Origin of the sequence: Cryobacterium sp. 10C3 (assembly GCF_034314285.1) — a bacterium.
Taxonomy (GTDB): Bacteria; Actinomycetota; Actinomycetes; order Actinomycetales; family Microbacteriaceae; genus Cryobacterium; species Cryobacterium glucosi.
The window spans coordinates 1733513-1755154 of sequence record NZ_JAVIWF010000002.1; the positions used below are offsets into that span (position 1 = coordinate 1733513).

General features: G+C 68.1%; 20 protein-coding genes and 1 pseudogene. 5 read left to right on the plus strand and 16 right to left on the minus strand.

The genetic code is table 11. The features are described 5' to 3' along the window. The first annotated feature begins 6 nt into the window (after positions 1-6). Positions 7-849, plus strand: a complete 843-nt coding sequence (locus RGU41_RS09050) for an alpha/beta fold hydrolase (protein WP_134559972.1) — start codon at positions 7-9, stop codon at positions 847-849. Here the strand turns inward: RGU41_RS09050 and RGU41_RS09055 are convergent. Then, positions 821-1621 carry an alpha/beta hydrolase gene (locus RGU41_RS09055; protein ID WP_322136060.1) on the minus strand — a complete coding sequence of 267 codons (801 nt, stop codon included), beginning with the start codon at positions 1619-1621 and terminating at the stop codon, positions 821-823. The genes RGU41_RS09050 and RGU41_RS09055 overlap by 29 nt on opposite strands. A 135-nt stretch (positions 1622-1756) precedes the next feature. Between RGU41_RS09055 and RGU41_RS09060 the strand changes: the two genes are divergently transcribed. Beyond that, entirely contained in the window at positions 1757-2317 is a 561-nt protein-coding gene (locus RGU41_RS09060; RefSeq protein ID WP_198413439.1) for a cysteine hydrolase family protein, read from the plus strand. A gap of 41 nt (positions 2318-2358) precedes the next feature. Here RGU41_RS09060 and RGU41_RS09065 read toward each other — a convergent pair whose 3' ends face one another. From RGU41_RS09065 to RGU41_RS09095, 6 genes are all read right to left on the minus strand, one after another. Further along, positions 2359-4041 (minus strand): HNH endonuclease signature motif containing protein, encoded by a 1683-nt coding sequence (locus tag RGU41_RS09065; protein WP_322136061.1) that lies wholly within the window; start codon positions 4039-4041, stop codon positions 2359-2361. Between the two features lie 337 nt (positions 4042-4378). Further along, positions 4379-5119, minus strand: coding sequence for an LLM class flavin-dependent oxidoreductase (locus RGU41_RS09070; protein ID WP_322136062.1), 741 nt, complete (start codon positions 5117-5119; stop codon positions 4379-4381). Continuing rightward, positions 5037-5762 carry an LLM class flavin-dependent oxidoreductase gene (locus RGU41_RS20835; RefSeq protein ID WP_416173145.1) on the minus strand — a complete coding sequence of 242 codons (726 nt, stop codon included), beginning with the start codon at positions 5760-5762 and terminating at the stop codon, positions 5037-5039. The genes RGU41_RS09070 and RGU41_RS20835 overlap by 83 nt, the downstream gene beginning before the upstream one ends. A 16-nt stretch (positions 5763-5778) precedes the next feature. Further along, complete coding sequence (locus tag RGU41_RS09085) at positions 5779-7068, minus strand: LLM class flavin-dependent oxidoreductase (protein ID WP_322136063.1); 1290 nt, start codon at positions 7066-7068, stop codon at positions 5779-5781. Between the two features lie 127 nt (positions 7069-7195). Next, a complete protein-coding gene (locus RGU41_RS09090; protein ID WP_134561317.1) occupies positions 7196-7525 on the minus strand; it encodes an SHOCT domain-containing protein in 330 nt (109 codons plus the stop codon). 48 nt (positions 7526-7573) lie between these two features. Then, positions 7574-7837, minus strand: a complete 264-nt coding sequence (locus tag RGU41_RS09095; protein ID WP_134450261.1) for a hypothetical protein — start codon at positions 7835-7837, stop codon at positions 7574-7576. Between the two features lie 228 nt (positions 7838-8065). On the opposite strand from RGU41_RS09095, the gene RGU41_RS09100 reads away from it, so the two are divergent. Beyond that, on the plus strand, positions 8066-8449 hold the full coding sequence (locus RGU41_RS09100) for an SHOCT domain-containing protein (protein WP_134450260.1): 384 nt from the start codon (positions 8066-8068) through the stop codon (positions 8447-8449). Positions 8450-8507: 58 nt separating this feature from the next. Then, positions 8508-9467: a 1-phosphofructokinase family hexose kinase gene (locus tag RGU41_RS09105; protein WP_134450259.1), complete on the plus strand. Its 960-nt coding sequence runs from the start codon at positions 8508-8510 to the stop codon at positions 9465-9467. Positions 9468-9488: 21 nt separating this feature from the next. On the opposite strand, the gene RGU41_RS09110 is transcribed toward RGU41_RS09105, so the two are convergent. The 7 genes and pseudogenes from RGU41_RS09110 to RGU41_RS09140 all read right to left on the minus strand — a co-directional run bounded on the left by RGU41_RS09110 (position 9489) and on the right by RGU41_RS09140 (position 18455). Then, the gene (locus RGU41_RS09110) at positions 9489-9740 is read right to left on the minus strand and encodes a hypothetical protein (RefSeq protein WP_134450258.1); all 252 of its coding nucleotides are present in this window, start codon (positions 9738-9740) and stop codon (positions 9489-9491) included. Next, complete coding sequence (locus tag RGU41_RS09115) at positions 9733-13125, minus strand: ATP-binding protein (protein ID WP_322136064.1); 3393 nt, start codon at positions 13123-13125, stop codon at positions 9733-9735. The genes RGU41_RS09110 and RGU41_RS09115 overlap by 8 nt, the downstream gene beginning before the upstream one ends. After that, positions 13122-13928, minus strand: coding sequence for a DUF4194 domain-containing protein (locus RGU41_RS09120; RefSeq protein WP_134558507.1), 807 nt, complete (start codon positions 13926-13928; stop codon positions 13122-13124). The genes RGU41_RS09115 and RGU41_RS09120 overlap by 4 nt, the downstream gene beginning before the upstream one ends. Beyond that, entirely contained in the window at positions 13921-15423 is a 1503-nt protein-coding gene (locus tag RGU41_RS09125; protein WP_322136065.1) for a DUF3375 domain-containing protein, read from the minus strand. The genes RGU41_RS09120 and RGU41_RS09125 overlap by 8 nt, the downstream gene beginning before the upstream one ends. A gap of 116 nt (positions 15424-15539) precedes the next feature. Beyond that, positions 15540-16835, minus strand: coding sequence for an MFS transporter (locus tag RGU41_RS09130; RefSeq protein WP_370294748.1), 1296 nt, complete (start codon positions 16833-16835; stop codon positions 15540-15542). Positions 16836-16984: 149 nt separating this feature from the next. After that, positions 16985-17290: a hypothetical protein gene (locus RGU41_RS09135; protein WP_134450254.1), complete on the minus strand. Its 306-nt coding sequence runs from the start codon at positions 17288-17290 to the stop codon at positions 16985-16987. 165 nt (positions 17291-17455) lie between these two features. After that, a pseudogene (locus RGU41_RS09140) lies at positions 17456-18455 on the minus strand (LLM class flavin-dependent oxidoreductase). 60 nt (positions 18456-18515) lie between these two features. Here RGU41_RS09140 and RGU41_RS09145 point away from each other — a divergent pair. Further along, the gene (locus RGU41_RS09145; RefSeq protein WP_134450252.1) at positions 18516-19160 is read left to right on the plus strand and encodes a YitT family protein; all 645 of its coding nucleotides are present in this window, start codon (positions 18516-18518) and stop codon (positions 19158-19160) included. A 68-nt stretch (positions 19161-19228) separates the two neighbouring features. Here RGU41_RS09145 and RGU41_RS09150 read toward each other — a convergent pair whose 3' ends face one another. Together RGU41_RS09150 and RGU41_RS09155 are read right to left on the minus strand one after the other, a co-directional pair. Then, the gene (locus RGU41_RS09150) at positions 19229-19852 is read right to left on the minus strand and encodes a sugar O-acetyltransferase (protein ID WP_322136066.1); all 624 of its coding nucleotides are present in this window, start codon (positions 19850-19852) and stop codon (positions 19229-19231) included. 72 nt (positions 19853-19924) lie between these two features. Beyond that, positions 19925-21613: a long-chain-fatty-acid--CoA ligase gene (locus RGU41_RS09155; protein ID WP_322136067.1), complete on the minus strand. Its 1689-nt coding sequence runs from the start codon at positions 21611-21613 to the stop codon at positions 19925-19927. Positions 21614-21642: the final 29 nt, after the last annotated feature.

Here is a 21642-nt window from a genome sequence, read left to right on the forward strand (position 1 = left end):
GTCTCCATGGTGTTCATTCAGGACCTGCACCTTCGCGACGGTCGCACGCTCCGCGTGCACGACAGCGCCGCCGACCACGAACTCGACTCGGCCTTCACCGTGCTCTGGCAGCACGGTTCACCCCAGACGGGAGCCCTGCTCGAGCCGTTGCTGTCCGCGGCGGCCGCTCGCGGCATCCGTCTCATCTCGTATGGCCGGCCCGGCTACGGCGGTTCGTCTGCGCTGCCGGGTCGTGACGTGGCCGCCGCGGCCACCGACGTCGAACAGCTTGCCGACGCGCTCGGCATCGCCCGATTCGCCGTCATGGGCGCGTCCGGCGGCGGTCCGCACGCCCTCGCTTGCGCCGCCCTGCTGCCGGAGCGAGTCTCGGCAGTGGGCTGCCTCGCGAGTCTGGCCCCGCTCGACGCCGACGGTATCGACTGGTTCGCCGGCATGGCCACGGACGGAGCCTCCCTCCGCGCGGCACTGCTCGGTCGCGCGGAGCGCACAACGTACGAGGAAACCGTGGACTTCGACCCGGACAGCTTCATCGAGGCGGACTACGACGCACTGGCGGGCCCGTGGGCCTCCCTGGGCACCGATGTCGGCCTGGCTTCGGAAGCGGGGCCGGAGGGCCTGATCGATGATGATCTCGCCTTCGTGGCCCCGTGGGGCTTCCCCGTTTCCGCGGTCTCCGCCCCGGTCCTGCTCCTCCAGGGCGTCAGGGATCGGGTGGTCCCGCCATCTCACGCCGACTGGCTGAGTCGGCGCCTTCCCCGAGCCGAGCTCCGGCTGCGCCCCGACGACGGCCACATTTCCGTGCTCGAGGCGTGTCCAGCGGTCATGGACTGGTTGTACGCGCGGCCGTGATCGCGGCCCCGAGCGCCTCGGCAATCACGCGATCCGCCGAGTCCCGGTGAATCGAATGCCCTGCACCCGCAACGAACGCGTAGCTGAGGTTCGCGTGCCGGGCTGCGAGGCGCTCGCCCTGTTCGGGAAGCACCGATGCGCTGCCCGACGCGGGGTCCGCGCCGAGGAGCCTGACCGGCACCCGGACGTCGTCGAGGTGCGGTTCGAGATCCCAGGGGCTGGTGTCGCTCAGCACGCGCTCGACCGTGAACGGGCTGACCACACGTGCGGCCTCCACCTTCTGGTGCGCGTCTTCCGCGTGCCAGCCCGGGTTCTGGCTGAGTATTCCCGCCGTTGTCGGATCGGTGATCTCCGCGATCGTTTCGGCGAGGAGCGGTGCGACCGAGTCCGGTCCGAGGGTGAGCGGTGGGTCGAGAAGCAAAACGCTCCGAGTCCAGTCGTCGCTGCCCGCCGCGGCGAGGAGCGCGACAGCGCCGCCGAGCGAGTGCCCGATGACCAGGTCCCAGGGCTTCCCCGGCGCCGGGCGGAGCCGCAGCGTGTCGGCGACGAATCCCTCCAGCGGATACGAGGTCGTGCGCGGGGCCCGACCGTGGCCACGCTGGTCGGGAGCGACCACGAACCATCCCTCCGCAGCGAGTCCGCTCGCGACTCGCCACCAGACCGCTCCCGCGGACGTGAGTCCGTGAAGCAGCAGCACGCTCCGCGACGCGGCGGGATCGCCCCAGGTCAGCACGGGCAATTCGACGGAGATTCCGGTATATGTGGCGGTCACGATGTCCTTGCGGGATCGGAAATGAAACGGGGAGGATGGAGCCGAGAATACGGCAGCGCCGTGACACTGCAAATCCGGCCCGTAACAATTAGAGTCGTGTGGGGGAATCGGCACAGGAAACGAAGCGGAGCAGGTGTGAGCACTGGAATTGTGGTCATTGACATCCAGAAGGACTACTTCCCCGGGGGCGCATATCCCCTCTCCGGGAGTGAGTCCGCCGCGGTGGTTGCCCGGGGCGTCCTCGACTCTGCCCGTGCAACCGGCACGACCGTCATACACTTCCAGCACATCGCCACCGAAGCGGATGCGACGTTCTTCGTCCCGGGGACCACAGGCGTCGAGATCTACCCGCTCGTGGCACCGGTGACACCGGAGCGCCACTTCACCAAGGGCTCCGCGAACGCCTTTGTGGACACCGGCCTCGAACGGCTGTTGCGCGCTGAGAACATCGACCACCTTGTCGTCATGGGCATGATGAGCAGCATGTGCATCGATGCGACCTCGAGGGCCGCCCTCGACCTCGGCTTCGCCGTCACCATCGTGCACAACGCCTGCGCGGCGCCTGCCTTCGAGTTCCAGGGCACTGAGGTTCCGGGGGCATCCGTTCATGCCGCCTTCATGGCCGCACTCCGCGATGCCGGTGCCGATGTGCTCGCCGCAGCCGACCTCGACCTCGAGTCGCTCCCGGTCCGCTGACGGAGGCCGTGCCCCGTCACGGTTGGTCACGTCACGGTTGGTCAGTCGCGGTTGGGTGGTCCGGTGAGGACCTGGTGGGCGCGGTGCCTGTTCGGTGGCCGCCAGAGTCGTTGCGGGTCGATCAACCCGGGGGCCCGCACCTGCGGTGAGCCTTTCACCATTCGGATCTCCCACCCGGAGGTATCGATGCTGTGGTGGTGGAACCAGCACAGTAGGACCCCGTTGTCGACGGTCGTGGGCCCGTCCTGCGCCCAGGGCTTCACATGGTGCACTTCGGCCCAGTGCGCCGGGGCCTTGCACCCGGGAATGATGCACCCGCCGTCCCGGGCGGTGATCGCCCGGCGTTGGGGCCGGTTGAAGTAGCGTCGTTCCGGCCCGAGCTTGAGCACTTGGTTGTTCGCCCCGAACAGGACCCCTTGGAAGCCGCCGTCACAGATGCGCTGGTGCACCGTCTTCAACGACACGGGGGCCTCGACCCCGTCGACCCACCCCACCCCGACCCCCGAGGCGAGGTCCGCAGCGTTGACGTGCACCATCACCGTCGGCGCCGACCCGCCCATGCTGGGCGTGTCCTCGTCGCGGGCGGCGTGTTCGAACAGGGCCCGGAGGATGTCGGCGCGTTTCTCCCCGCCCGTGCGGGTATCCGCCCGGCGCTCCCGGAGCTCTGCCTCGATCACGTCCAGATCCGGGCCCGTGTCGCTCTCGCCGTCCGCGGTCTCGGCGCCGGGGATCAGCTGCCCCGAGTCCATGAGGGCCTGTTCCTCGGCGGTGGGGAACGCCGGGCGGGCGTGGAAGCTGAGGAAGGCGTCGAAGAGGGTGTTCATCACCCCGTAGAGTTCCGGCGTGACTCCGCCCTTGACGGGGTAGAGCCCGTTCTTGAGTTGTCCGAAGCCGATGTTGGACTTCGCCTCGAACAGGTCCTCGGTCGGGAGGACCCCGTCGGGGTCCAGGGCCGCCTGCCACTGCGCGACCATGCCCCGGATCAGGTCCGTGGTCACCGGCACACCGGCCCCGGCCAAATCCTCGGTCTCCGGGGTGATCAGCCCGGCCGCAGAGGCGACCAGGGCCCGCTCCGCCGTCAACAGGTCATCCGGCGCCACCCGGTGACTGATCACCTGCAGCCCGGCCACGATCAACTCCGCCGTCTCCACCCCGATCTGCCCCGCTGCCAGGGCGGCCCCGACGGTCGGGAACAAGGGCGGTAACCAGCTGCTCCCGCCGCACGGCCGCGGCAACACCGCGTCGCCGAGCTTCGTGCGGCGTTTGACCTCCCGGGCCGAGACCCGTGTCACCCGGGTGAGGACATCCCACGGGCCCGTGCAGCCCATCCGCCAGGCCAGGCCCTCCCGGCCGAGGACCCGGGCCCGCCGGTCCGCATCCGTCGCCGTGTTCACCCGGGCCGCGTCCACCGTGCGCCCGATGGCCTCCACTTCCTTCAGAGCAGTGACCGCTTCCGCATCACTGAGCAACCCCACCGGAATCGCAGCCAGAGCCTCCGCGAGAGCCGCCCGGGCTCCGGCGAGCCTTGCGACAGCATCCGCATGCACCGACGGCACCGAACCGGCCAGACCCTCCGCGCCCTCGAAACCCTCGGCAACCGCAACCGGATGGGCCGACTCCGCCGATGGGGCCAGCTGGTCGCCCGCTGCGGTGGGCTGGTGCCCCGCAGCCCCGGAACCGGGTGACTGCGGGGTGTGTGACTGGGGATCGGAAGCTCCTGCCATACCCCGATTCTACCCCGAATCGAACACGAATGCGAGACTTACTCACATAATTTTGGGCCTTTCAGCCCAACTTTCATACCTGAGACGGCCTTACGATTCCAGTGAGATAGGAATCGTTCGATCATGGCCGAACAGCTTGGGTTCAGGGGCAATTCAGATTTGGTCATCTCACTGAAATCGTAAGGCCGACCTGAGAACGAGTGCTCCGACCCCGTGGTGGCTAACTCAGGAGATCCGCCCGGGCGAGCAGCACCGGCCCGCGGACCAGTGCTGCCGATCCCGCCCGGCCCAAACAATCTCCTGAATTTGCAACCACCGCTGCCCGAATCTCCTGGGGCTACTGAGTGAGGCCCAGCGTCTCGCGCAGGGTCGCGCCGGCTTCATACTCGGTGCGGTAGACGCCGCGCTCCTGAAGCTCCGGGATGACCCGGTCGACGAACTCGTCGAGGCCCGTCGGATTCGTGTGGCCGACGATGACGAAGCCGTCTGAAGCTTCCTCCTGAACGTGCCGGTTGATCTGCTCGGCGACGTGCACCGGCGTGCCGACGAAGGTGTGCTTCGCGGCGAAGCGGATGACCAGGTCGCGGATGCTCAGCCCTTCGGCCTCAGCAAGGCCGCGCCAGGACTTCGCGACCGCAACCGGGTCCGCGACATGGCGCACCCGGCCGCGGGTGACGCCCTCGTCGGCGAGGACGGGGTCGGTCTCCGGCAGTGGGCCATCCGGGTCGTAGCCGCCCAGGTCGGTGCCCCAGAGCTGCTCGAGGAACGAGATCGCGGTCTGCGGGCTCACCTGCAGGAGCGCTACTTCGCGGGAGCGTTCCCGCGCTTCGGCCGCGGTGTCGCCGAGGATGAAGGTCGCCGCCGGCAGAATCTTGAGGGAGTCGGGGTGGCGGCCGACGGCCGGAAGGCGGCCCTTCACATCGCGGAAGAACCGCTGGCCGTCCTCGAATTCGGAGTGCAGGGAGAAGATCACTTCCGCGTTCGCCGACGCGAAATCACGGCCGTCGGCAGAGTCTCCGGCCTGCACGATCACCGGGTGGCCCTGTGGGCTGCGCGGGAGGGTACCGAAGCCCTTCACGTCGAACTGCTGGCCGTGGTGGTCGACCGCCGTGAGCGCATCGGCGGAGAGGAACTCCCCGTGTCCTTGTTCGCGGCGAGGGCCCCGGGCGCCCAGCCATCCCACAGTGCGCGCGCGACGGCGACGAACTCCTCGGCGCGCACGTAGCGGTCCTTCGGGTCGAGGAAGCCGCCGCGACGGAAGTTCTCGCCGTGGAAGGCGTCGGAGGTCGTGACGATGTTCCAGCCGGCCCGCCCCCGCTCAGCAGGTCGAGACTCGCGAGCTGCCTGGCGAGTTCGTACGGTTCGTTGAAGGTCGAGCTGAGGGTGCCGACGAGGCCGATGTGTTCGGTCACGGCGGCGATCCCGGCCAGGATCGCGAGGGTGTTGGGTCGACCCACGACGTCGAGGTCATGGATGAGCCCCTTCTGTTCCCGCAGCCTGAGCCCCTCGGCGAGGAAGAGGAAGTCGAACTTGCCGCGCTCGGCATTCTGCGCGAAGTGCCGGAAGGAGGAGAACGCGATCTGGCTCTCGGCCTTGCCGTCGCTCCAGACCGAGGTGTTGTTCACCCCGGGGAAGTGCGCGGCGAGGTGCACCTGCCGAATCGGACGCCCGGCGGGATCCTGGGCGATCGGGTGGACGGTCGTGCTGGCGGTCGTGGTCATCAGCGGATGCTTCCGGTCAGGTCGAGTTCGAAGGTGGAGTCTGCGGCGGGGTCGCCTTCGGTGTCTGCCGTAGCGGTGCCGCGAGCGTCGGCGTCGGCAGGGGTCGCGTAGCGGCTCTCCGGGCGACCGAATCCGAGCCGGGCGCGGAGCGTGGCCACCCCGTCGGGCCGGTCGAGGACACCCGCGGAACGCAGTAGCGGAACGACGCTCTCGGTGATCGCCGAGAGGTCTTCCGGAAGCCGTGCCGGGCGCAGCCGAACAGCCGGTCGATGCCGAGCTTGTGCCAGTGCAGGAGCTGGGTGGCGACGGCTTCGGCGGTGTCGGCGAGGATGAGCGTGTCGGAGGTCCAGGGTTCCCCGTGGGTGGCGTTGAGCCGGGCAAGGGTCGCCTGGGCCGCATCCGCCGTCTCCGCGATCAGGACCGAGATCTCGGTCCAGACCCGCAGGGGTTCGTCTGCCCCGCGCGACACGTCGTGGGCCGCCGTCTCGAGCTGCCCAAGGATGGCCTCGAGGTGCGCGTCGTCGTGCGGGGTAACGCCGACGATGTCGGCGCCGGCCACGGCGAGTTCGTACGGGACCTTCTGGTGGGCGAGCGCGTAGACGAGCGGCTGGCCCTGCGGCGGGCGCGGGGTGATCGAGGGCCCCTTGACGGTGAACCGGTCGCCCTCGAAGTCGATGTAGTGCAGCTTGTCGCGGTCGACGAACCGGCCCGTCTCCACATCGCGGATCACGGCGTCGTCCTCCCAGCTGTCCCAGAGCCGCCGGGCGACCTCGACGGTGTCGCGCGCCTCGCCGAAGAGGTCCTCGATCAGGGCGGTCTGGGCCGGGTCTGCGCCCAGGACGACGAGGGCTGGGTCGAGGGCGGGCAGCGTGCGGCGTCCGACGTGCGCGGCCTCATGGGCACGCCCGGAGACCTGCACGCGCCAGCCGGCCCGGCCTTCGCTCACGTAGTCGAGGGTCTGCACCCCCGTTGCCACGTGGAACGGTTCCGTGTGCGTCGTGGTGATCGTCGGCACGAGGCCGATCGTGCTCGTGTGCGGCGCAATCGATGTCGCGAGCAGAAGCGCGTCGAGTCGACCGCGCACCTCGTCGCGGCGGGGGTCGATTCCGCCGAAGCCCGAGCTCTGGAGGCCGAAGGAATCCTCGATCGTGACCAGGTCGATGCCGGCAGCCTCGGCGGCACGCACGAGGGCGACCCAGTAGTCGAGGTGGAACAGGTCTGCGGGGCGGGCGTCCGGCTCGCGCCAGGCCGACGGGTGCCAGCCGGCGCCGTCGAGTGCGATTCCCAGGTACAGCGACGATGTCATCGGGAGTGTCCTTTTCTCTGCGCGAGACACGGTCGTCTGCGCGGACACCCACGATATGCACGGCACTGTTCCGCCAGGCCGCAGGCAGGTCACACAAAGTCATGCGTGAAACCTGCGGTAACAATTGTCAGATGCCGAGGAGTTTTGCCTTCGCCGCCGAGAACTCCGCGTCGGTGATCACGCCGGCCGTCTTGAGGGTCGCGAGCCGTTCGATCTGGGCGGACAGGCTGTCGTCGGCGGCGACTGCCGGTTGCGGCGCCTGCGCATACTCCTGCGGTGGTGGAGCGTACTGCGGCTGTTGCGGTTGTTGCTGGACAGCCTGCTGGTCGGCTGCGGATTGGGCCCTGGCCTGTTGCCGACGGCTCACTCCGCCGGAAACTGCGGTCGCCGTGCCTGCGATGACCGCGGTGCGTGCCATCGTCCCCATCAGCCCGGGTCGCCCACCTCGACGCATCATGGTGTTCCTTTCGTCGTGTTCCGAAATGTGTTGCGTGGCCTGTTGGGGTCAGTCGGTGTCGGCCCCGGGTTCTTCCAGCGCCATCAGCACCTCGTCCACGACGGATTCGGGTACGTGCACGTCTTCGAGAAGGACTCCTCCGGAGTCCAGGATCGCATCGCGCAGCGGCCTGAACCAGGTGTGTTCGAAGACCAGGATGGCCGCCGAGCTGTTGTTCTCGAGGTCCGTCGACAGCTCGTCAACATCGTCGTCGGAGAGTCGGCACGGTCTCTCCTCGCTCGTCGTCACGACCTCGTCGTCGAGACGCTCCATCAGGACACTGGGGACACTAATCCGGTCCGATGCGGGCATCAAGGTGCCCGCGAAAGGAGACCTTTCCGGCGGACTCTGGTCGCGCTATGGTCGGGCTGCCGGCGAGATAGCCCGGCACTGGAGCGGATCTCGTGCTCGGTTCGCCCTGCCTGTTCCACCCGGCCTGGAACCGCAAGAACCCCTGGCATCGCAAGGACACAGAAGAGCACCTGAGGCAAGGAGCAGTTCATGTTTGCGAATTTCTGGGACGTCGTGTGGTTCTTCTTTTGGAGTTTCGCGTTCATCGCGTATCTCATGGTGTTGTTCTCGATCGTCGGCGACATTTTCCGGGATCACAAGCTCACCGGTTTGGCCAAGGCCGTCTGGCTGATCTTCCTCGTTTTCGTTCCCTTCCTGACGGCCCTGGTCTACCTGATCGCCCGCGGCCCGGACATGGCAAGACGACAGGCGGAACGCGTGCAGCAGGCGCAGGCATATACGGATGACTACGTGAGGTCCGTCGCCTCGTCCGCCAGCCCCTCCGCGGAAATCGCGAAGGCGAAAGAACTCTTCGACAGCGGCTCGATCACGGCCACGGAGTTCGAGGCGCTCAAGGCCAAGGCGCTCAGGTAGCGCGCTGCGAAGGGCGTGAGCCTCCAGCGCTTCCGGTAGCGGCTTCTAGACTGGGCAGATGGACGCCTCGAGCCTCGTGAATGCACCACCGATTTTGACCCTCACCATTAATCCCGCCCTCGACGTCAGCACCTCGACGGCCCATGTGACCGGGGAGCACAAGCTCCGGTGCGGGAGCACGCGCATCGACCCGGGGGGCGGCGGCGTGAACGTGGCCAGGGTCATCCGTCGCCTCGGCGGCACCGCTCTGTCCCTGTATGCGGCAGGCGGGCCAACGGGAGAGGCCTATCGCCAGCTCATCGCAGCGGAAGGACTCCCCACCGTTCTGGTGCCGATCAAGGAAAGCACGCGCCAGAGCTTCACCGTCGACGAAACCGATACCGGCAAGCAGTTCCGCTTCGTGCTCCAGGGACCCGAGTTGTCCGAGGCCGAGTGGACCACGTGCCTCGACACCCTCGCCGCGTCGATGCCCCGCGGCGGATATGTCATCGCGAGCGGCAGCCTGCCCCCGGGAGTCCCCGACGACTTCTACGCACGGGTCGCCCGCCTGGCCAGAACCAATGGAGCGCGGTGCATCGTGGATGCCTCCGGTCCGGCCCTCAGCGGAGCGCTCGCGGAAGGGGTCTTCCTGGTCAAGCCCAGCCTCCGCGAACTCGAGGCTCACGCCGGCGTGAAGCTCGAGACTCCGGAGAGCCAGGCGGAGGCCGCGTCGGCGCTCGTCGCCAGCGGCGCAGCAGAGTACGTGGCGCTCACCCTCGGCGGAGAGGGCGCCCTGCTTGCATCGAAGACCGGGGTCATCCGCTCTGAGGTTCCGAAGGTGACCGTGATCAGCACCGTCGGGGCCGGCGACAGCTTTCTCGGCGCCTTCGTGCTGCGCCTCGCCCAGGGCAGAACCGTCGAGGAGGCCTTCCGTGCGGGAGTCGCCGCCGGGAGTGCAACGGCCTCGACACCCGCAACCGAACTGTGCCACCGCGAGGACGTCGAACGACTCGAGGCCGAGCTCGCCGCGCGGGCCTGAGCCGGCGCGGCGGCAGACGGCCTACGCGAAGAAGATCGGGTCGAACTCGCGGAGAGTGTTGCCGTTCTTGGGTGCTTCCGTGAGGAACACGTTGAAGCCGTAGGGCAACGGCGCGTCGTCGTCGTCGATGAACCACAGGTCGGTGACGCGGTAGGCCACGCCACCGGTGTAGATCCCGTCGCCGATTTCCGGAAGAGTGTCGCCATCGGCGATCTCGAGGAATTCCTTGTTCGGCAGCACATAGGTGGTCGGTACAGTCTGTTCTTCATCCATGGTTCGAGCTTACCGGGACCGGATTTGGGGACGACAGCGGGGTGATGTACGAGTAGCCGGTGCTGGTGTTCTTGGTCATCGAGAGCACGAGTTCCATGTGCGGTTCGAGGGCGGTGACCTTGTCGAGCGGCGACCCCACGATGAGCTGGAAGCCGAGTCCCTTCCACGCGGCCACAGCACGGCCGGCGAACTCGGAGTCCGATTTCACGAAACCCTCGTCGAGGAAGACCGGTGCGAACCGCGGGCGGGTGCGGCTCTCGTCGCCGAGCTGGAAGCGCAGCGCGGCCCCGACGACGAACGCCACGAGTTCCTGGGACTCTCCACCGCTCTTGCCGCCGAGCGAGGAGTATGTGCTCACCTCGACGCCGTCGGGCGTCGACCGTACCGCGGTGATCTCCACGTGCTTGCGCACGTCGAGGAGCAGGTCCCGCTGCGACTCCGTGCGCGTCCCTGGTTCCGGCCGGCGAATCTGGGCCATGAAATTGTGGAGACGGGTGAACCGGGCCTCGGTTTCCTCGTCGGTGAAGTCCTCGGTCGCTCCGGACGCGAGGACCTTGAGCTCCTTGCGGAACGCGGTGGCGTCGTCGCGGTGCAGGCGGCGCAGTGCGATCTTCAGTCGATCGCGGCCGGCCCCGAACGGCAGGGTTGCAAGGATCTCGTTGATCGGTCTGAGCCGGTCCTCGATCTCCTCGATGGCAGTGTTGAACGCCGCGGTGAGAGGCACGAGGTCTTGTCCGCTCCACGCCGACAGCCGTCGCTTCCATTCCTGGCGCCGCTCGTGCAGGCCGAGCGTGTAGACGGCGTCGAGGATGTCCCGGTAGCTCGTGTACGACTCGAGCGAGGTGCCGATGTTCGGGTCTGGCCACCTGCCCTGGAACGTCTCGAAGATGCGGACCAGTGAATCCCGGGCGCTCGTGGCGTTCTCCCTGTCGTGCGCGGACTGCTCGGTGAGGCGCTCGCGCAGCCGTCGGACGCCGCCCTCGAGTGCGGCGAGGTCGCCCTGGTCTCCGACGAGGGCGAACTGGTCGGTCAGGTGCGCGAAGTGCTCCTCGGAGAGGGTGGCCGCCTGGTCACGTTCGATCCGGTCGAGCATGCCGGAGACGGCGTCCTGACGGTCGACGATCCGCGCCTGTTCGGCGGCAAGACGCTCGGCGGTCCCATCGGCCGCGTGTTTGAGCTTCTGGGCGGCCTCGAGTTCGGAGGAGAAGCGTCCTTCCTCGGCTTTGAGGGCGCGGAGGATGTCGCTGCCCGCGAGGACGCGCTCCGATTCGGCTTCCTTCTCGGCGATCCTGGCCTCGGCGCCGGCCACATCGATCGACAGCCAGGTGGTGTCCACGACGTACTGGTGGGCGCTTCGCCTGCTGCGGAGGTCGGCGATGCGGTTCCCCACTTCGGCGGCGTCACGGGAGAGTGCCTCGGCCGCGCCGGCCAGTTCGGCGCGTTCGGCCACGATCTCGGCGAGTCGACCGGCGTTCGAGAAGCCGACGATCGGCGCCTGGCCCTTGTTCCAGCCGTGTGCCCCGCGCTTGCCGTTTCGGGTCTGGCCGCTCGGGGTGACCCGCGGGCCGTCGCCGGCCAGGTCGGTGGCCTCGGCCACGCAGAGCGCGTCGAGGCTCGGTGCGCTGACCCGGTCCTGGACCCAGCCGCTGAAGGGTGAATCCTGATAGACGAGCTTGCCGGACACGTAGCGGGGGTCGCCGGTACGAGGTCGGTGCGCCCGGAGTGCGACGCCCTCGAAGTGGATGCGCACCGGGATCTGAATCGGTTCGATGGCCGCGCTGAGGGCGCGCAACCGCGTCTCGTCGACGAGCATGACGCGCACGACGGACGACAGGGTGACTTCGGCGGCCTGGCGCCAGGATTCCTCGCCGGCGGCGAGGTCGACGAGTTCGGCGACGAAGGGCAACTCGTCCGCGGGGATCCCCGCGGCCTCCGCGATCATCACCCGGGCATTGTGCAGGTGCTGGGGAATCAGGTTCTCGCGGCCCGCGAGGAAGTCGTGCTCCTGGCCCAGGGTCCTGAGCTGTTCCTCGACGGGGAAGGCGTTCCGTTGCAGGGTCGTGCGCTCGGCCTCGAGGTCACGCTCGGCCCCGGAAAACCCGGCGAGGAAGCGTTCCGCGTCGTTCTGCGCGAGGGTGAATTCGGCCGGCGAGACGATCGCCGGGGCGAGGACGGCGGTGCGGTCGTCGAACTTCGCACGCTCAGCCGCTACGTCGTCGCGCTGGTCCCGGAGCTGGCCGATCTCGTTCTGCAGGCTGACGAGGACGTCGCCGCCGTTGTCACGCTGCTGGTGCTGCACCTCGGCGACGCGGGACTTGAGCTCGGTCTCGGCGTTCCTGGCCCGGGTGAGCTCGACCTGGTTGTCCCGGCGGCCGATGCGATTGGTGTCTGCGGCACCCTCGAGCAGTCCCTGCTCGGTGAGGAGCTGCCAGAGCACGAACGGGGTGTCGCCGGTGCGATGGACCCCGAAGGTGTCGATCAGGTCGGCCTTCTCCGCAGCTGTCTCGTACTCCCGGTGCAGGTCGGGAATTCGTTCGAGGACCTTCGCCTTCTGGGCCTCGGTCAGCATGGCCCCGTAGGACCTCTCGAGGTCCTCGAAATGATCGACGGCCTTGTCTGCCGCCGCATAGGTGGCCGGCTCTTCGAGGACCATCGACTTGTAGAGCCCGTCGACCGTCTTGACCTGCTGTCCGGCCTGGATCCGCGCGAGGAGCCGCAGCGCCTTGCCGCCCTCGCCGTTGGCGCCGATTCCGAGCCGGGTGTAGAGGGTCTGGGCGAATGCCGCGTAGGTGTCGAAGACATCCAGTTCGGGGAACCGGGTCCGGAGCGCCCGCTTGTCGAAGCGCGCCTCGGTGACGTCGGCGAGGTCACGCAGGTCGAGGAGGCCGTCCTGGGTGGCCATCTTCATGGTGATGTCGGCGAATTTGGTCGCGCCCCGTGGCACGAAATAGGCGCGCAGCACCGTGAACCGGCGGCCGTTGTCGTCGACGAAGGTCATCGCGACCGCGCCCCAGGTCGCGTCGTGCGCGCCGCGGAGGACCTGGTCCTGCATCTCCCCTGTGCCGGCCTCACGGTTGGAGTCGGTCTTGCCCCTGAGGTAGGTCATCAGGTTGCGCTGGTCGAGGCTCCGTGCCCTGCCGGACCCCGCGTCGTTGGACGCACCGTTGAACGGTGTGTCCGAGGGCATCATCAGCGCGAGGTAGGCGTCGAGGAGGCTGCTCTTGCCGGTTCCGGATGCCCCGGAGAGCAGGGTCGCCGAGGGGGCGAAGGTGATCTCGTGGTGGCCCTGGAAGCCGCCCCAGTTGACCATCTGGAACAGTTCGGCGCGCCACTGCGTCGTGCCCTCAGTGGATCCGTCGATGTAGAAGAGTGGGGAATCGCTCATGAGATCGCCTCCAGTTCGGGGTCGCGGTCGCCCGGATCAAGCGCACCCTTGTCGGGGAGCCCGGGTGCGGGCACGACCGCGGCGGGCGCACCGGCTGCGTTCTGCTCGACGAGCCATTCGTGCAGTTCGGCGAGCCGTTCGAGCGGAAGCAGAACTTCGATCACGGCCGAGATGCGGAATCGGTCCGGATCGCTCGTCTTGAGCAGCACCCGCGCCTTGGCGAGGCTGTCGACGGCGGCGCTCGCCTTGCGGGCGTCGCCGTACCGGTCCATCGAGAACTCGGGGCGGAAGTGCGCCACATTCTCCACGAGATTGTCGCGGTCGACGAGCACGATGTCCTGGCCGTTTGCGCGTTCGCTGCGGAACCGCTGGCGCAGCAGCACGAGCAGGATCGTTTCCTCGCGCGTGTATGCGACGTCGTGCAGAAGGGTCGGGAACCGGTCTCCCGCCTCCGAGACGGCCTGCCGTTTGAACGCGACCTGGTAGTGCAGGTCGATGTGCAGGTCGAGGAACATGTCGTTGAGGCGCGACTTGAGCAGCCGCTGCGAGTCGAGCAGGGTGCGCCATTCCGCGGGCTGAAGCGCTGCTGACACGTAGCGGTGCTTCATCAGGAGCACCAGGGTGCGGCGCTGTTCCACGGTGAGGCCGCCCTCGTCGCCCTCGAAGAGGGAGAAGCTCGCGGGCTCGTCGTCGATGGCGGCGTCGATCCCTGCGCCGGCGTCACCGTCCAGGCCGTCGTCGTCGCGGTCGAGGTCGTCGCGGCCGTCCTGGTCGTCCTGGTCGTCTGTCCACTCGTCAGTCATGATCGGATCCATAGTTCAGGGCGGCCAGGGCCGCCGTTTCGTCGTCGTTCAGGATGATGCGGGGAACCGAGAAGGTGCGCCGGCTGCCGTCGGGCCGGACGGTCTCGAAGCTCTCGACCTGGTGCGCGCGGCCGAGCGCGTCGACCTGGGTCGCGATCTGCAGCATGCCGAGAATCTCGACCAGGCGCCGCAACGCCGGTTCGAGGCCGTTGAACGCCGCACCGACGGATGCCGCGTCTCCCGTTCCGCGGAACGTCACGAGGGCGTCACGCATCCGTTCGAGCATCGGGCCGCCCTGCCTGCGCATCTCGTCGAGGCTCGGCGGTTCGGGGGCGTACTCGGACACGTCCTCGAGGTCCGGCGGCGGCCTGTGGTTCAGCGGATCGTAGAACCGTTCGCGGAGGTGCTCGACGTCGAGAATGCCGGGCATGAGTTCTGCCGTGACCGTCGACCGGGGTCCGGCGGTCTCCATCCAGACCGCGAGTTCCTTGTTGATCTCCCGCAGGAGGCGCTCGAGTTCGCGGTCCTTGACGACGTCGTGGTTCACAATGTGCTCGCGGAGAGTGGTCGTGAGGCCGTTCCGCTGGGTCAGCACGTCGTCGATGCCTTTGCGGATCAGCCCGACGGTGCCGAGGAAGGTGCGTCGCTCCGCGGTGGTCAGCCGGGCGGCGAAGGGATGGTCGAGGATCGCCTCGAGGTCGTTCTTGACGTCGGAGAGGAGTGCGTCGTCGCGCAGCAGAGTGAAGGCGCCCTCGAAGGCGCGACCTTCCGCGGTCGCCGACATCAGGGCATCGGTCTTGGCGAGGTATTCGTCGAGGACCTCGCCGATGGGGCGTTCCTCGCCGCGGAAGTCGCTCACGATCTGGCGGTGCATGGCCGCGACGGATTCCTCGACGCGTTTGAAGTCGCTCGGCAGCTGCATGATCAGGTCGACGAGGTTCGCGTAGCCTTCGTGCATCTGTTCGTCGGTCGCGGTGGCGATCTCGCCGCCGCCCTGGAGTCGGTCGCGCTCCGCGGTCTTCTCGGCGATCTCCTGGTCGAGACGGCGGATCCGCGCTTCCCGGTCGGGGGTGGCCTGGGTGGCGCGGTGGCGGACGCTGTCGACGATGGTCGTGAGGCGGGACTCGCTGATCAGGGCGCGGTCCTGGGAGAGGCTGTCGACGAGGAGGAGTGCCTCGAGGGCGTGCGAGGTGAGGGAGTACTGCTCCTCACCGCCCTCCCCGGTCTCGCGGTAGAGCCAGAGGTCATTCATCCACTGGACGCAGAGGGCGCGGCCGTTCTTGCCCGGCACCTCGCTCCCGACGGACCGGAGGTCGGCGAGGTAGGCGTCGACCTGCGAGTGCAGGCGGTCGGCCTGAACGCTCCGCCGGTCACGGCTGAACGCCGACTTGAAGACGGCGAGGACAAACGGCGCCCACTTGCGATCGAGCAAGCGCAGGGTGGGTTTGTCGAAGGCTTCGCGCACGCGCGCCAGTTCACCCGCAATTTCGCTCACAGTGGTAGTTCCCTTCCCGGACCCCTTCAACCGTAACGGGCGCGAGATTCGATTCTGTCCAGGGTCCGGTCGCACGGGCTGGCGCTGGGCAGGAACGGGACGGGCACGGGGGCCGGTCAGGAGCTTAGGTTCGAGCCGCCCCAGTGCTCTCCCGGGCGCCCGCGTCGGCGGAGGCGCACCGTCAGGTGCAGCTCGTTCCGGTGCGCGAGGATCAGGGCGATGACCACCGCGGCGAGCGCGGGCACGAGGCCGGACACGAGCATCCCGGTGTCCGGGCCGAAGGACTCGACGATCCAGCCCATCAGGGGTCCTCCGATTGCCTGGCCGCCGAGCAGCACGAGCACCCAGACCGACATGACCCGCCCGCGCACCCGCACGTTGGACGACATCTGCACGAGTGGGTTGCCCGCGGTGAAGAAGAACTGGTTCGCGATGCCCGTGACGATGAGGGCGGCCCCGAAGCTGATCTCGGTGGGCATCAGGCCGGAACTCGCCTGGATCAGGGCCCAGACTCCGCCGCTGACGATGACCGTCCGCAAGCGGATGTTGGCCCGACGTGTCGAGGCAAGCGCACCCGCGACCGCGCCGACGGCGATCAGGGTGTTGAACAGGCCGTAGCCGCCTGCGCCCACCTTGTAGACGTGGTCGGCGTATGCGGCCAGGAGCACGGGCATGTTGAGGGAGAAGACGGAGAGGAAGGCGAGCATCACGATCGGCCAGAGGATGGTCGGCTTCGAGACGACATAGCGCAGGCCCTCGATGAGCTGCCCCTTCTGCCGCGGAGCCGTCGGGGTGCGGTACAGCGCGGAGGCGTCGAGCCTGGTCAGGGCGAGGACGGTCAGCAGGCACGCGGCGGCGTTGATGCCGAAGGACCAGCCGGACCCGACCGCGACGATCAGGGCACCGCTGATGGCCGGCCCGATCAGCGCGCCGAGCTGGAAGACCGTCGAGTTCACCGTGATCGCGTTGCGGAGGTAGCGCGGGCCGACGATCTCGTTCACGAAGACCTGACGGGTGGGGTTGTCGATCACGGTGACGAGCCCGACCAGGAAGGCGATCGCCCAGACCTGCCAGACCTGCACGGTGTTGGTGAGGGTGAGCACCGCGAGGACAGCGCTGAGCAGGGCGGCCGCTGACTGGGTGAGCATGAGCAGCATCCGCTTCGAATAACGGTCGACGATCACGCCGCCGAAGAGGCCGAAGGCGAGCATCGGAGCGAACTGCATCGTGACGGTCACCCCGACGGCCGCGACGCTGCCGGTCAGTTGCAGCACGAGCCAGTCCTGGGCGATGCGCTGCATCCAGGTGCCGGTCATGGCCACCGCGTTGGACGCCGTGAACAGGCGGAAGTTCGGAACGCTCAGGGAGTCGAGGGTCTGGCGCCACGGGCGGGGGCCTTCGTTCACCGGAATGGGAGTGGTGGGCGGGAAAAGATCCGCGGGTGAAGTCAAGAAATGCCCTGCGTCTACCCACGATCGAAAATCGATCGGGTCTGCTCCACGCTACGCTCCCCAGCGACGCCCGCGCTCCACGACCGGTCGCGCCCGCGCCGAATGCACGGTCAGGCGGGGAGCAGCCCGCTTGCGTCGACGAGGAGAGCCGCCGCCTTGTCCCAGAGCAGGGAGTGTCCGCGTTCACACGCCCCGTCGAGCTGGGTGCCGCTGAGCGCGCGGAACAACGGCTCGTCCCGGCGGATGAAGCCGATCACCTGGTCGCGGAACCGGATCTCCTGCAGGCTGTCATCCTCGCACCGCACGACGACGAGGCGAATCGTCCTGATCGCGTCGTCCCGGGAAATCAGGCGAAGCGACAGGGAGGCGACAGCTGGCGTGCGGCGGCGGGTGGTTTGGACTGCGGGGTGCGACATCGGATCTCCGGCTCTCACGACGGTCGGCCGGGGCTACCGGTGACCCCGGGCAGCTCATGGAACCTCTCGACTCGTGGCTGACATTAACGCCACCGCCTGCCGGAATCGGATAGTCCCCTTTTAGGAGGACCCTCCCATGCGAAGAATCCAAGGCGCCGGGATCGGTCAGACGGTCACGCCGTTCATGGCTCCGGCGGTCAGCTCGACCGAGCGCAGCCGAGCCTCGATGTCCCGCGAGGCGTGCGCGATGATCAGTTCGTCGGCGTGGGTCGAGGCGACGAAGTCGTCGAGGAAGACCCGCACGTCTGCGGGATCGCCGACGGCCGAGTAGCGCATCATATTCGCGATCTGACGCCCTTCCGCAGTGATGAGGAAGGCGTCGACCTGCTGGTCGGTGTACTCCGGCGACGCCGGACCGCGCGTGAGCATGCCGCGCACCCGGTTCCGCCGGGTCTCCTCGAACTGTCGGACGGCATCCGCCCGGTCGTCTGCGGCGATCACGTTCACACCGACGATCACGTGCGGCTCGGCGAGCTGCGCCGAGGGCCTGAAGTCGCGCCGGTACAGGGCGATGGCCTCGTGCAGGGCGTCCGGCGCGAAGTGGGAGGCGAAGGCGTACGGCAGGCCGAGCGCCGCGGCCAGGCCTGCTCCGAAGAGCGAGGAGCCGAGGATGTAGAGCGGCACGTTGGTGCCGGCACCGGGGATGGCCTGCACCCCCGGCACGATTGACTCGCCGCGCAGGTAGGCCTGGAGCTCCATCACGTCCTGGGGGAACTGGTCGGAGGCGCGGGGGTCGCGACGCATCGCCCGCGCGGTGGTCTGGTCGCTGCCCGGGGCGCGGCCGAGGCCCAGGTCGATCCGCCCCGGGTACAGGCTGGCGAGGGTGCCGAACTGTTCTGCGACTGGTGAGCGGAGAGTGGTTGGGCAGCATCACGCCGCCGGAGCCGAGCCGGATGGTCGACGTCTGGCCCGCGACATGGCCGACGAGGACGCTCGTGGCCGAGGACGCGATCGTCGGCATGTTGTGGTGTTCGGCGTACCAGACACGGGTATAGCCGTGCTTCTCGGCGGTCTGCGCAAGGCGGACGCTTCCCGCGAAGCTCTCCCTGGCAGTCTGCCCGGGTGCAATCGGAGCGAGGTCAAGAATGGACAGGGCAACAGTCATACCGTGGACAACCACGCACGGGTGCGAAACGTTACCCGTGCCATCGTGCAGACTTGCATAATGCCGAAATCTCCCCTGGCCGTCGAGCCCAGAACACTCAACACGGATGTCGCGCCGCGCCATTCGGCGGTCGAGGACGTTCTCGGAATCCTCACCGGCACCCTCCTCGCGTCGTTCGGGCTGTTCCTGCTCAAGGCGAGCGCGGCGGTGACCGGCGGCACGGCGGGACTCGCGCTCCTGCTGAGCTACGCGGCTCCCGTGCCGTTCGGTGTGTTCTTCTTCGCGATCAACGTGCCGTTCTTCGCCCTCGCTCTCTGGAAGAAGGGCTGGAACTTCACGCTGCGCACCGTCATCGCGGTCGCGCTCGTCTCCGCGTTCTCGTCCCTGCACCCGTACGCCCTCGGGATCGAGCACCTCAATCCGGTCTACGGCGTGTTGTTCGGCAACCTCGTGATCGGGGTGGGGCTGATCGTGTTGTTCCGCCACAAGGCCAGCCTGGGTGGGTTCAACATCCTCGCCCTGCTCCTGCAGGAGCGCCTCGGCTGGCGTGCCGGGTATGTGCAGATGGTGTTCGACGTGACCGTCGTCGTCGCCGCGATCACGGTCGTCGCACCGCTGAACGTCGCCCTCTCGGCGGCGGGCGCGATCGTGCTCAACCTCGTGCTCGCGCTCAACCACCGGCCGGGACGCTACCTCGGCACCTGAGCCGCGGCATCCGCTGCGGGCGGTCTCGGGCTTGCCGGGCCACTCGGGCCACTCGGCGAGGCGCGGCTCTATTCGCCTTCGCCCGTGGCCTGCTCCGGCTCGCCGATCGTGCGCACGACCCTGGCCGGGTTGCCGACGGCGATGACCCCGGCCGGCACGTCCTTGGTCACGACGGACCCGGCACCGATCACGCTGCCGTCACCGATCGTGACCCCGGGGCATACGACGACGTTGCCGCCGAGCCAGACGTCGTTGCCGATGTGGATCGGCAGAACGCGCTCGTAGCCCGCGCGGCGCTCGTCGACGTCGAGAGCGTGGATCGGCGTGTAGAGGCGGGCGCTCGGCCCGATCAGCACGTTGTTCCCGATCGTGATCTCGCCGCCGCCCAGGGTGAGGAAGTCCCCGTTGATGAAGGTGTCCCTGCCGATGTGCAGGCGGGATCCGTAGTCGAGGTACATCGGCGGCCGGAAGTCGAGGTTCTCCCCCGCCGTGCCGAGCATGCCCGTCAGCAGCGCGTATGCGGCCTCCCTGTCCTCGTCGTAGAGGGCCGTGATCCGACGGCAGGTGCGCTGGGTGCTGTTCGTCATTTCGGCGAGCTCGGGGCCGGACCGGTAGCGGTACCAGTCCCCCGCGACCATCTTGTCGAATTCGGAGCGGTCGGGATCGGGGGTCGGTCGTTCGGTGAGGTCCACGTGGACAATCCTAAACCGCATCCCGGGTATTTGTTTGTGATAACAACAAACGGGTGGCGGGTACGATCCGCCTCAGAGCAGCGGCAGCACCTGCTCGCGCACCTGCCTGCGCAGGATCTTGCCGAGCATCGACCGCGGCATGTCGTCGATCTGCACGATGCGGCGCGGGATCTTGTATGCGGCGAGCAGTTCACGGCAGTGCGCGCGCAGGGCCTCCTGGTCGAGCGTCGCGCCGGGCTCGAGCTCCACGGCTGCGACGACCATCTCCCCGCCGCGCTCGAGCGGCTTGCCGAAGACCGCGGCGTCCTTTATGGACGCGTGCAGCCGCAGCGCCGTCTCCACCTCGGTGGGTGAGACGTTGAACCCGCCGGTGATGACGAGCTCCTTGGCCCGGTCGACGATTGTCGTGAAGCCGTCGGCGTCCACGGTGACGATATCGCCGGTGCGCAGCCAGCCGCCCGGCAAGAGCGCCTTCTTGGTTTCGTCCGGGTTGTTCCAGTACCCCTGAAAGACCTGAGGACCCTTGAGTAACAGCTCCCCCGGCTGCCCCTGGGCTACTTCGATGCTCGGGTCGTCGAGATCGACGACCTTCATCAGGGTCGAGGGGAACGGCACCCCGATAGTTCCGGGACGGCGGGTGGAGTAGAACGGGTTGCCGAGGGCGACCGGGGAGGATTCGGTCATCCCATAGCCCTCGACAAGAAGGCCGCCGGAGACCGATTCCCAGAGCTCGACGACGTGCGCGGGCAGGTTCATAGCGCCGGAGATGCAGTATTTGCAGGAGCGCAGCGAGACGCCCTGTTCCTGCGCGGCCCGGGCGGTGCGCTCGTAGATGGGCGGAACGGCGCAGTAGACGGTCGCGGGCGACTTCTTCATCGCGGCGAGGATCAGCCCGGGCTCGAACTTCGGGAACAGCACGAGCAGCGCCTGCTTGCGGATGCCGTAAGTCAGGTAGAGCGTCATGCCGAAGGCGTGGAACATCGGCAGGATCGCGTAGAAGATCTCCTTGCGATACTCGGCTCCGTGCATCCACGCCTCGCCCTGGAGCGCGTTCGAATACAGGTTGAAGTGGGTGAGCATCGCACCCTTGGGACGGCCCGTGGTGCCGGAGGTGTACTGGATGGCGGCAAGGTCGTCGACCGACGGATGCGGGTGCTCCGGGTCGATGCGACCGTGCGTGAGTAGTTCCTTCCAGGCGATCGTGCCGGGCGCGGAACCAGTGAGGGCCTCGCGGGACTCCCGCAGGCTCTTGACCGGCAGGTACAGGGCCAGGCGCTTGATCGTCGGGAACGCCATCAGCAGGTTGACAGAGACGATGTGGTCGATCTCGATGTCGGCAGGGAAGGCGCGGATCGCCGCGACCGTCTTGTCCCAGGCGATCACGATGCGGGCCTGGTGGTCCTCGAACTGGTGGCGGAGTTCCCGCGAGGTGTAGAGCGGGTTGTGCTCGACCACGACCGCGCCGAGGCGCAGCACCGCGTAGAACGCGACGACGTGCTGGGGGCAGTTCGGCAGCAGGAGCGCGACCCGGTCTCCGGCGCGGACGCCGAGGTGCCGGAGGCCCTCCGCCGCGCGGTCGATCTGCTCACCGAGCTCGGTGTAGGTCGTCCGCCGTCCGAAGAACTCGAGGGCCGGGTGGCTGCCTGCCTCGGCGACGGACCGTTCGAGCATGGCGACGAGCGACTCCGTCGGAAGGTCGATTTCGGCAGGAACCCCCGGTTGGTAGTTCTTTACCCAGGGCTGTTGCTCAGTGTTGGCCATGCTCCCATCCTCCCGCGAACGGCTCCCCG